General features: G+C 56.3%; 10 protein-coding genes. All 10 read right to left on the reverse strand.

Going from position 1 to position 10,698, the window contains the following annotated elements; all coding sequences use genetic code 11:
- The coding region (locus H5U02_11335; protein MBC7343015.1) for a glycoside hydrolase family 125 protein at window positions 1-2,463 on the reverse strand (2,463 nt) is incomplete at its 3' end.
- A 126-nt stretch (window positions 2,464-2,589) separates the two neighbouring features.
- Entirely contained in the window at window positions 2,590-4,056 is a 1,467-nt protein-coding gene (locus tag H5U02_11340) for a 4Fe-4S dicluster domain-containing protein (protein MBC7343016.1), read from the reverse strand.
- 564 nt (window positions 4,057-4,620) lie between these two features.
- Window positions 4,621-5,325 carry a hypothetical protein gene (locus H5U02_11345; protein ID MBC7343017.1) on the reverse strand — a complete coding sequence of 235 codons (705 nt, stop codon included), beginning with the start codon at window positions 5,323-5,325 and terminating at the stop codon, window positions 4,621-4,623.
- A 784-nt stretch (window positions 5,326-6,109) separates the two neighbouring features.
- Window positions 6,110-6,616 carry a hypothetical protein gene (locus H5U02_11350; protein ID MBC7343018.1) on the reverse strand — a complete coding sequence of 169 codons (507 nt, stop codon included), beginning with the start codon at window positions 6,614-6,616 and terminating at the stop codon, window positions 6,110-6,112.
- Between the two features lie 60 nt (window positions 6,617-6,676).
- Window positions 6,677-6,889, reverse strand: coding sequence for a hypothetical protein (locus H5U02_11355; GenBank protein MBC7343019.1), 213 nt, complete (start codon window positions 6,887-6,889; stop codon window positions 6,677-6,679).
- A gap of 35 nt (window positions 6,890-6,924) precedes the next feature.
- Window positions 6,925-7,800, reverse strand: a complete 876-nt coding sequence (locus H5U02_11360; GenBank protein MBC7343020.1) for a hypothetical protein — start codon at window positions 7,798-7,800, stop codon at window positions 6,925-6,927.
- Between the two features lie 361 nt (window positions 7,801-8,161).
- Entirely contained in the window at window positions 8,162-8,356 is a 195-nt protein-coding gene (locus H5U02_11365) for a HEPN domain-containing protein (GenBank protein MBC7343021.1), read from the reverse strand.
- Window positions 8,349-8,714 (reverse strand): nucleotidyltransferase domain-containing protein, encoded by a 366-nt coding sequence (locus tag H5U02_11370; protein MBC7343022.1) that lies wholly within the window; start codon window positions 8,712-8,714, stop codon window positions 8,349-8,351. The genes H5U02_11365 and H5U02_11370 overlap by 8 nt, the downstream gene beginning before the upstream one ends.
- A 295-nt stretch (window positions 8,715-9,009) precedes the next feature.
- Window positions 9,010-9,909, reverse strand: a complete 900-nt coding sequence (locus H5U02_11375) for a hypothetical protein (GenBank protein ID MBC7343023.1) — start codon at window positions 9,907-9,909, stop codon at window positions 9,010-9,012.
- Window positions 9,910-10,002: 93 nt separating this feature from the next.
- Window positions 10,003-10,341: a hypothetical protein gene (locus tag H5U02_11380; GenBank protein MBC7343024.1), complete on the reverse strand. Its 339-nt coding sequence runs from the start codon at window positions 10,339-10,341 to the stop codon at window positions 10,003-10,005.
- Between the last annotated feature and the right edge of the window lie 357 nt (window positions 10,342-10,698).

Genomic DNA, 10,698 nt, shown 5'->3' on the forward strand with positions numbered 1-10,698 from the left:
CAGCCCAACATTGGGATGCATCCCATCTGCCCGCCCAGCTCTCAAAGCTCGACTCGCCAGCGCCCGATAGAGGGCATAACCGATGAACCCGGCGGCACTGGCGAAGGCCGCTCCCGTCTTTACCTTGCCACTAGCCGGGTCAACGCTTTCGCAGCCCAAGCCGTTGTCCATCCTGGCCTCTTGGAAAAACCTTAGGGCTTGCCAGTAATAGGGCTCCACCGCCAGCGTCTTGACCTCCTCACCAGAAGGCCCCGCCAGAACCAAAAGGGCGCTGGCGGCCGCCAAAGGCCAAGGGTTGGCCGCGTGGACACCCCCCAGTCCCGGCGGACAAGCATGAGGATAATAATAAGGGTTGTGGGGTGAGTAGATCCAAGCCAGGGTATTTAGATACACGGGGTCATCCGGCGAGCAGAAGCCATAAAATGGCAAAAGCTGGAGGCTGCCGGGAGGATTGTCATAGAGGCGGTAATTTCCCTGGCCATCAATAGACCAAGCCCACATGGGACCCAAGGGGCCATTGACAACCGCATGGCGGCGCAAGGCGGCCTTAAGTTCCTGGGCCTGGACCGAAAGTTGCTGGTGCTTGTCTCGGTTCCCCTGATAACTGTATATTGCCGACAAGACCTTCAGCGCCTTCCACACCAAGACGTTGTCATAGGTCAGATAGGGGTAATCTACCGGATCATCGGAAGGGTCGAGATAGGTAGCATAAAGCCCGGTATCAACATACTGCCAGGATTGGAGGCTTGGCTCCCAGTCTTTTAGCCCCGCCTTTATCGGTGCCTCTTCAACCACCGACCAATCCCCGCTTTGGTCAAGATAATGCCCCAGGGCAACGATTGGCGCCGCTAGCTGGTCCAACTCAAAACCAGGGTAAAGGACGGCGCCATCCAGGTAATGGCTGTGAACGCCGGCAGCAGCAAGGTGGCGGGGCCACACCGAGAGCAGGATCCGCCGGGCCAGATCCGCATCTAGGAGTACCAGGGCCGGGAAGGACCATAGCCAAGCATCCCGCGACCAGAAGGCGCCGCTCACATAGTAGGCCGGGCTGCGGGAAGTGAGCAGACAATATTCTTGGGTATCGATGGTCTTGGCCGCCGTGTAAAAGAAACCAAAGCAGAGATTAGAAATCATGGTTCCTAATAGATCAGCACCAACCGTCCCTAGACCCTTAAACCACCATTCTTCCCCCGGCTTGGGCCCATCGGGCTGACCGTGCCCAGCTTGGCCCCGCCGCCCAACCTGCCCAAATTCCCCACCTGGTCCATCAGGTCGGCTTTCCCTTGGCATTCCACCTATCCTGTCACCCACGGCCTCCACTGCACGGCCGCTCAGCCCTTTTAGGTCCAAGCCAGTGGTATTGTTCTCAACTAATCTGTCCAGCCGGGCTTCTAGCCACCAGCAGTTTTCTTTCAGCAGCACCCTCCAACCCCGCCGCTGAAGATCGATCAGGTGGGCACCGGCACCGTCAGCTTCGGGGGCCGCGGCCAGGTACAAGGCTAAATCTACGGCTTGCCCCGGCTCTAACCGGTAGCGCTGCCCCAAGAGGAACAAAAGCCTGAGCCCCTCCTGGGTCGACCACTCCCGGGGCACAGGATTAGCGCAGCTCAGTTCTGGCCCAGGGACGCCCAAGCTCCAAGGCTTAGAAGCGCCCCGCCCACTTGCCCGAGCTAAGCTCCAGCGAAAGCAGTCCACCGGGCGAGAGGCGCCAATGGCCAAGGCGGCCAAACTCAGCCCCGGCCGGGATTCCAAAACCAAATTCTGCCCCCAGCGCCAGGGGCCAGCCCAATTCAGGCCGCCAACCGTCCGGGAGCTATAGATGGTCTGCAAGGTCCGCCGCCAGCACCCTTCCCAACCCAGGAATAAGGAAACCGCGCGCTGGCCCAGGTTTTGTGCCTGAAGTAGGTAGACTGCCCCTTGGTAACCAGGGGGAGCAAAAACTGTGCCCTGGATGGCCACTTTGGCTGCCGCGGGGTCGATTGGGTGGTCTGGATCGGCAGTAGGTCCGGAATCCACAGGTTGGCCTAGCGGGCCCCACATGCCAGACACAGGGAGTTCATCAACGTCTGGGCTGGGCAAGGATGGCTGCAGCGCTCGGAGCTCGGGCCCCCGGCCAGCAGCCATGACCGAAAAGCTGGGAATCCAGCCATGTCGCCGCTCCCAGGTCAATTGGCCATCCCATTTCAGCGGCCGGCCATCGATTTCGATCACCGGCAAAAGAAAAGGGCGCTGCCCTCCCGAGAACTCCACCAAACCCCGGGCCTGGTGCAACACCAGGTTGACCGGGCCAATGGAAGCATCCCTTTCCGCCAGAAAAGGGATGCTGATATACTCATTGCCCACCGGAAGGTACAAGGATCGATCCTTAACCTCTTCCGGCAGGGTAAGGATGGGCTCCTCGCCCGCGCTGTTGGACCATTGGTGCCGGGCTAGTTGCTTGGCTTGTGAATCCACTGCCACCACTACCTAAGACCATCCTCAAAAATGGAGCTTAGGTAGAGATTCTTTGGCCAGAAGGGTTTTCCTGCCGCGCCCGGGTCGAATTTTCCGTCCCCGATCCCACGACCCTAGACCTACCTGCGCTTGACCTTACGCGCACTTAAACCTTTCTACCGCTCGGGCCCCATGGGCCGCCTCCACCAGGGCCGCCGGGCCGCCTACGCAACCACCAACGCATGCCATTCCCTCCAGGAAATTCCCCGGCAACTTCCCAGCTTGGGCCAGAGTCAGGTAGCGCTTGCACTCCTCTAAACCATTGGCCAGGACCGGCTTAAATCCAACCTCGGTACCCTGGCCCTCTAGGGCCGCCTTCAGAGCCGCGGCTACCCCACCACTCACCGCGAAGCCCCGTCCCCAAGGCGATGCCACCTGGTCCGGCTCCACTGGCACGGTAATCTTAGCTGGATCCGAGCCCATAGCATCCATCCAAGCCGCTACCTCAGTAAAGGTAAGGGCTGCGTCTACGCCGCTTCCTGGAGCCAAGGCCTCTTCTTTCTTGGCCACGCACGGCCCTATGAATACCACCCGGATATTCGGGTCTTGCTTCTTAAGGTGACGAGCCAACATCACCATGGGAGAAGGGGTCTTGGAAATATGGTCAACCAAATCCGGGTAATGCTTTCTAATAAACGCCACAAAGGCCGGGCAGCAGGAACTGGCCAGCCACCCTGTTTCGGCCACCCGCCGGCCGAACTCTTCGGCTTCCTGCCTGGCCACCTGGTCGGCCCCATAGGCCACCTCAGCGGTAGCGGCAAAGCCCAACTGCTTTAGGGTAGCCAGCACTTGCCCCATGTCCACTCGAGGCCCGAACTGGCCAACCAGAGCCGGGGCAAAAGCCGCTACCACTCGCTCCCCAGCCTTTACCCACTGAATCACGTCTACTAGCTGGGACTTGTCGCTTATGGCGCCAAAGGGACAAGCGGCAACACAAGCCCCGCAGCTAGTGCACAAGCCCTTATCAATGACGGAATTGCGGTTGGGCCCCGGTTTGATGGCCCCAGTAGGGCAGGAGCGCTCGCATGGACGCATTACCTCCACGATGGCATGGAGGTGACAGGCCCGGCTGCAACGGCCGCATTCGACACATTGCTCCTGATCGATGTAAGCCCGCCGCCCCATAATGCTAATGGCCTTCTTGGGACAAGCATTGACGCAGAAATGAGCCACGCAGCCCCGACAAGCATCGGTAACCATATAGCGATCTATGGGGCAGCGATCACACGCCTCCTCAATGATATCGATAACCGGGGCTACTATCTGGTGCCCAGCGTAATACGCATCTACTACCTCGCTTAGCCTGGTCTCTGGATCCACCTCATGGGGCGAAAAGCCCAAGGCCAGCTTAATCCGCTGGGCCAGAATGGCACGTTCCTTGTAAACGCAACACCGATAATGGGTAATTCCCGAATCAGTAAAAGCACGCGGCAAGCGGTCCACTTGGTCGCGGAGCTGCTCGGCCAAAGCCAGCCTCGCCACCTCCCGCAATACCTCATGCTTGATCATAGCAACCTCGGACTTAAACGCCAGCACGGCAATCCCCTCTTTCCTAAAACCCAATTGTTGCCATCCCGAGGGCTGGCCTTCTGCTCCGTAATCCTGCGCGGAGCCATCCAGCGCTCCACCCCGGTCTTCAGCACCATGGGCAGGTCCTTTCGGTCCTGACGCCAGACCCGCCGACCTTTCATTATACTACATGAAGTCTAGGTGCTGGCCACCAGTTTAGTTAATGGGGGGTTAAGAATCCGCGCTTTTGCCCTCCCGGAAGTGCTGGAATGTGACGCTGTGGCACCTGGGGTCCCCGCAGGGGCACCTAGAAGTGACCACGAGCTCGTCGATCTGGGCAAGGTAAGACTCCAGGTCCACGGGCGGGTCGGGCGGCAGGGTCCTTCCGAGGATGGGGTCGTGTTAGCGGCCTCCTCCCATGTACTCGCCGGTGGGCAGCAGGGCCCGGGCAAGGCAGGCATGGAAGACCCTCGTCCCGGTTTCTCAACGGGCCAAACTGTTTCAGCCTATCTGGAAGTGTTGCCTGGCGAAAGGGCAAAGTAGGGACGGAACCGGGCCGATTCCCAGCCCCCATTCCGCCCCCCGGGAGCTCAAAACTTACGTTTCAAGCAGCCCAAACTAGCCCCCCAGCTTTTCGGGCCGGGTGAAGGCGGTAAAGACCTTCCCTTCCTGATTGACGTATACCTTTTTGCCCCCGAGGTCAAATTCCCAGGCTGGCTGCAGGGGATCATGGATCTCCTGGCACAGGCCCTGGTAGATCAATCTTGGGTCGGGAACCGACTCAAGTTGGTACGCATTCTTTAGAATGGCTATAGCTTGATCTTTCATTACCGGTAGGGGCTGGGTAGCAGTGTCCGCATAGCGAGCCGCATGGCCGCAATGAACCTTGCCGTTTTCAAGGTAAAGCACCACTAGTCCCGATGGTTTGCCGTTCTTAACAAAGGGAACCAGGTAGTAGTCTTGAACGTATTGGTCATATGACTTCACCAAGAGTGGTTCGGTGGGAGCTGCATCAACAAATCCATCCCGGAGCGATGACCCTGCTTTGAGAAGCCCTACCGCTTGAATTCGGCCGGCAGCGATAGCGGCAAGATCGGATGAATTGTTGAACAAGAAGCGAGGTTCGAGGTTACGGGCATCCGAGAAACCCATATTAACAGCCCGGTGGAAAAGCTGCTGGTTTATGGGGATTGGTGTCATCGAATAGGCGGGACTTTGGGCCATACTCCCGCGGCTTGCGATCATCGAAAAGACCGCGAACAGCCCTAGGGCGAATAGGCTACCTACAGCACCAGCAAGGACGAGCCATCTTTTGGCTTTCATTGTGCTCCCTCCTCTCATTCTTAGTAGTACCCATAATCGTTGAGGTTGTACCTGATGACTCCCTGTAAGTCATCTCTCTCTACCGTAACTCTATAGTTATACCACGTTCCAGAAACATAGACTTGATCTATATACTGCTCGCAGAGTGTATTAGCCCATACAAACTGGTCTGGAACAAACGAGGGGGATCTGGGATACCACGGGTCATGTACCCAGAATCCGTAAATGCGGGCAGTAGTGCGGTTTTGGTAGGGGCTGGTCGAAGCGGAAAATCCCACTATCACGATCCAATTCGTTTTCTGATGGCCGGCTATTGCTACTGTACACCTTGGTAGATTATCCCAAATCAACCGTGATTTTGAAAGGGAAAGAGTATAGGCAGATGCGTGAGCTTACGAAATACATAGCAGGGCAGATGGCTATTCGTTACTAGAGCTAGGTAGAGCCAACCGATAGGGAAAAAACAAGCTGGCTACTAAACCACTACTCCCTTCCCAGGTAGTATATGGTATGGCTTCCGCAACTACAGTATCACGTTATTTTAGCGCTGTGTCAACCAATAAGCGCTAATTATCTGAAATATGACCAGCGCTCATGCTTCCAGCTAGCGCAGATCAGGTAGGTACCCCGTACAAAGCGCCACCAGGTTGGAGGCTCTCCGGCAACGGGAAGAAGGGTCGCCTGCACCACCCGTCACCGCAACAAGAGCATTAAGAACCCTAAAGGGGCCCAGCCCAAAAATTGGGCGGCCCCCTCCTGTCCCTGGCGGCATATTTGGGAAAGCCTATTCCCTCAAGCTGGCGTTGATCGGTTGGGCTTGGTTACAATCGGGAAGCTTCTCCCGCGGAAAAACTTTTACCCAGGAACTGATTCGGGCTTGTGCCTTGGACGGAGCTAAAGGATCAATACCCGGAGAGGTGGTGCCCAGGATAGCGTCTAACAGCTGTCCGTAGATAATGGACTCAACATCGCTCAGCCGGGGCATAAAGTTTTGGGTCTCCACCCCGGCCCGGGCCAGGGCTGGCTCCACCTTCTGGAAGAACTGGATGCTTCTCATGAGGTGGTTGTCGGCAGCCGCCAGGTGGCGCAACTGCTTGGCCTTCGACTGTTCCTGGGGAAGCGACTTAAGTTCCCCATCCGCCATCCTGAGCAAACCAACACTGACCTGATAGTCTGCCTGGGTGTTCCGGTATTCCTGGCGAGCATGCAACCAGTCCTTAACCAAAAACCCTGCCACCACCATATTGATAGCTAGAGACACAGCCAAAATAACTTTGAATATCCTTGACACCACCAACACCCACCTCTCGCTCTCTGTGATAATCTGTAGCCGGATGATAGGAATGCCCTGTTAGGAGCCAAGGTGGCAGCGCAGGGCATCCGCGCCTTCTACTGCATGGGCAGCCAGGCTACCTTCCACACTCTTCCCCCACCCCACCACCAGCTCACCCCCGGGAGAGAGGTCGAAGGTCTGGGCCTGGCAGCCGGGAGGGGGAGAAAGCTCATGCTCGGGAGTGCTGTAGTCATGGTGTCCGAGGGTGGTTCCCGCCTTAGGCGCGCTCATACGCGGGTCTAGCCTGCCTTGCCCTGGCCACGCGCCTAACCCTGCTTTTCCTTATCCCCGTCCGGCCTGGTAGCCCGTAGCCACTGTACGGTCACGAGCATGCTGGCTGTCAAAAGCACAATCAGCCATAGCCAGAGAGGCAAAAGGGTTAGGGCTCCCGCCGGCAGGAGGGCAATTACCGGGGCCCAAAGCATGGCCGCCACCTCGTAGGCGTAGACAGGAAGCACAAGGCAGGCCGCGATAATGCTTCCGCCACTATGGTGTATTAACTCCATTCGATACTGAAAAGTAGCTAAATCATAGTAGAAAGACAGCTCTTGCCCTTTGGTTGTAGGTAGCCCCTGGCTTTTCGCCAGTATATCCATCAAGGCCTTTTCGTTGCCATCGAACATGAGGTAGGCGCGATCAGCAAATCTGACCACCGTAACTGGAACCCGATTAGATAATTGGGCATGGTATAAGTGGGCATCCCATCCGGGTACCGGCTCAGGGTTAGCATGGGCCACCAATTGAATTAAGTCAGGGTCACTAGCGTTCGGGCACACCCAGAAATTAATTGTGTTGTCCGGCCAGGGTTTCTTGCTTCTAGGGTCGGTAAAGGTAAGACCGTACCTGGCTCCCCGGTTTTCCCTTGCCAGGTAAAGGTTCTCATAGTAGGGTTTATAGCCCAGCCTAAGGGCTGCCTGCATCAGCTTGGGGCCATCGGTCGCCTTGGCCGCCACCAGGTTTGACACTGGAAGGTAGCCAAGGGCCAAGCTGCCGGAAACCAACCAGGCCAGAACAAGAACCGCCGACAGCCGGGGGCGAGCTAGGAAGCGGGGCTGGATTTTTTTCCAGCCTGATGCCTTGAACCAGATAGCTACTCCGATGATGACGGCCCAGATGGTTATGCCCATTGGGGCTGAAGGCATCTCGCCCACCTCACAACCCGAACATAGGACTAGCTATACCTGGTTCCTAAGGTGAGGAAGAGGTAACATAGTTTGATTCCTTTCCACCCCAAGAGCTATTTGAGTAAGCAGTGTAGTCATGATGCCTAATACTGGGTCGTGGCTTGAGCGCGTCTAAGAAAGGGAAGCCTCGCGTGCCCCTACCCATGCACTAGCTCTGCTGTCCCTTGCCCTCGCCCGGCCTGGTAGCCCAAAGCCACCAGCCGGTCATGACTTTGCCGGCCGCCAGAAGCACCCTGAAGGGCGGAAAGGTTAAGGCTTCCACGGCAACCAAGCGACTACCAGCGCCCAGAGCATGGCCAAAAGGATCAGGAGCGCCAATCTATTGATCACGATTGATCTCTTGATGGATGAGCTTTTCAAGCTCGTGAACAAGAGCCTTGGCTTCATCAAGCCAGCGGGCAACATCGTCACTGCTGAATTTAACCAAATCGGCATAATCTGCTTTCTGGCGGGCGTCGAATAGCCGGTTGTATAACTTTCCTGCCGTAGCACTTACCAAGCCAGTCCTAACAATCTTCTGGTGAAATAGTGAATAGAGTTATACCTTCCTGGCGTACATTCTGATTGAAAGGCATGGCCCGGTAAAGGGGGGAGTTCCAGTCATCTTCGCTAAAAGCAGCTATGGATAGTACCGCCCCGGTCTCCAATTCTAATGGGTAAAGCTTGTCCCTTATCCGGTCTTCAAGGTTCCAGTCAACCGGACCTTTAACAAGAATAAGAAGATCGTAATCCGAATCAGGCTTAGCATCGCCCCGAGCACGGGAACCATAAAGGATTACTGTCGCCTCTGGGACTATTTCTCTAATAAGATCCCGGCAACGTTTTAAAACTACCTGCTCTTTTACTCTGCCTGAATTATATACAGTGCGCATAAGCTATCTTACCCTTCTTTGATTACTCAGTTATATTGAAGCAGTCCTCGAACTTTCCTGTGGTATACTGTATGGCTTCTAGGGTTATTATCCCTTAGCTCAACAAGAAGTATAGATCCACACAATCTCTGAAGGTTGGCTTGCGATCTAAGTATAGCATGAGCGCCGCCTGTTACCAATTCCTGTTATGCAGCACCATTTATTCCGGGCAAACTCGGCAGTGGATCATACTGCCAGCCCTGCCCTGGGTCAAAGGGAAGGGCTAAAGACAACCGCCCCTTGGACAGCCTCGCTCCTAGCTCCCGTTCTCGCCCTTGTCCACTTTGGTAACCTTAAGCCACCGCAGGGTCACAAGTATGCTGGCCATCAAAAACGCGACCAGCCACAGCCAGAGAGGCAAGAAGGTAAAGACTCCCGCCGGCAAAAGGGCGATTACCGGGGCCCAGAGCATGGCCGAAAGGGGCAGGAGTGCCATCGGGACATCTAGGATACCATCCCCATGGTGGGAACAGTAGGCACTTAGCCAGCGGAAAAAGCTGGCCTCGGCGTACCAGTAGGTGCGGGCCTCCCGGGTCCAGCCAATATCGGAAAACTCTCCGCGCATGAGGACGTTGCAGAGATCCCGGTAGGATTCAGGGTTCTTTGCAGCAGAACCAACCATGTATACCCGGCCCGGCGTCTCCACGATCGCTTTCACGTAGGCCTGCTCTCGTGGGTTCCAGTCGTAGTACAGCCGAGCAGAGCCGGTGGAGGATATGAGATCCCGCCTTTCGCCTATATCCGGGGGTACTTCTTCGATGCGGTTACGAGGGGGCAGATAAATGTCAACAATTACCCAATGTCCTTGATCAGGCTTTTGAACATGAAAGCTGTAGTGATGGTACTTGGGGTCAGGCATACCCAACCCCATAAGAGTGCGCTCATAGCCGAGATCGGCCAGAGCGGCCCGGAGGTGGGGGATCCTTTCGACCTTGAGGTAGACGAGCTTATTGAGATCGAAATAGGCCAGAGCAAAGGTAGCCGTCAGAAACCAGAGGGCCAAAAAGGCAGCCGTCCACCCCCGACTTACCTTCCAGCGGGCCTTGAGCTTGGCATACCCGCGCCTAATAAACCAGTAACTTCCTCCAATAAGAATTCCCCAGCTCAGCACACCAGGCCCAAAAACCAAGGCCAGCTTCAATAGCAACTCCCCCATTAGGCTCACCTCCAACCAGGTGCCCGGGGACAGATGTCCCCGGGTGCCCTGGGCAATCTCCCTCAGGTACTCGAGGTTACAAAAGTGGGAACTTCAGGCCCCCGGCTCTCGCCTGCTCCTTCTTCTAGCCAGAACCCGGCGGACGCCGACTACCACTAAGTAGATAATTAGCACGTTAACTATGTGAACCGGGATTAGGACCGACATAGCCTTGTAATCAGATTGCCACAGGTAGGAGTTGAGAGCCCATGCCAGGTGTCGGGGAAGCAGGCACATTACCGCCCCAACAGGTACCATCAGGGCCATAGATATATAGAGCGGCAGGGGCCCCCAATCATAGATGACCTCAATCCAAGGTGGCACCATACTAACTGCTACTCCCCATAGGACTCCTAGAACGAGGAGCAAGGGCCACTTCAGCCATCGCCTCATGAGGCCACCTCCTAGATCCTGTCGATAAAGATGGGGTTGCACCAGACCCTTTTGTTTCCCAGAAACGATCTGAAGGTTCCCCTACTTCGGTACTTCCATCGATCACCTCCGCTTCTATCATTTGGTAAGGTATTCCCGGCAGACAGTGGGTCTTCCTGCTAGATGTTAAAAAATATTCTATCGGCTAGGGAGAGTGTTGCAGTCATGGTGCCTGAGACTGCGGTCCGACTTGGGCGCGCTTATGGGTGGAGGCTCTCTTGCTGCTACCCGGCCTGGTACCGGTATATTTGGGAAAGCCTATTCCCTCAAGCTGGCGTTGATCGGTTGGGCTTGGTCACGATCGGGAAGCTTCTCCCG

The organism is Clostridia bacterium, assembly GCA_014360065.1.
Classification (GTDB): Bacteria; Bacillota; DSM-521; order Neomoorellales; family JACIYF01; genus JACIYF01.

What these genes read in the sequence shown, in the direction of transcription:
- H5U02_11360 (MBC7343020.1), bottom strand. Translation starts at nt 7,800, where the DNA reads ATGCCTTCAGCCCCAATGGGCATAACCATCTGGGCCGTCATCATCGGA.
- H5U02_11370 (MBC7343022.1), bottom strand. Translation starts at nt 8,714, where the DNA reads ATGCGCACTGTATATAATTCAGGCAGAGTAAAAGAGCAGGTAGTTTTA.
- H5U02_11345 (MBC7343017.1), bottom strand. Translation starts at nt 5,325, where the DNA reads ATGAAAGCCAAAAGATGGCTCGTCCTTGCTGGTGCTGTAGGTAGCCTA.
- H5U02_11355 (MBC7343019.1), bottom strand. Translation starts at nt 6,889, where the DNA reads ATGAGCGCGCCTAAGGCGGGAACCACCCTCGGACACCATGACTACAGC.
- H5U02_11375 (MBC7343023.1), bottom strand. Translation starts at nt 9,909, where the DNA reads ATGGGGGAGTTGCTATTGAAGCTGGCCTTGGTTTTTGGGCCTGGTGTG.
- H5U02_11380 (MBC7343024.1), bottom strand. Translation starts at nt 10,341, where the DNA reads ATGAGGCGATGGCTGAAGTGGCCCTTGCTCCTCGTTCTAGGAGTCCTA.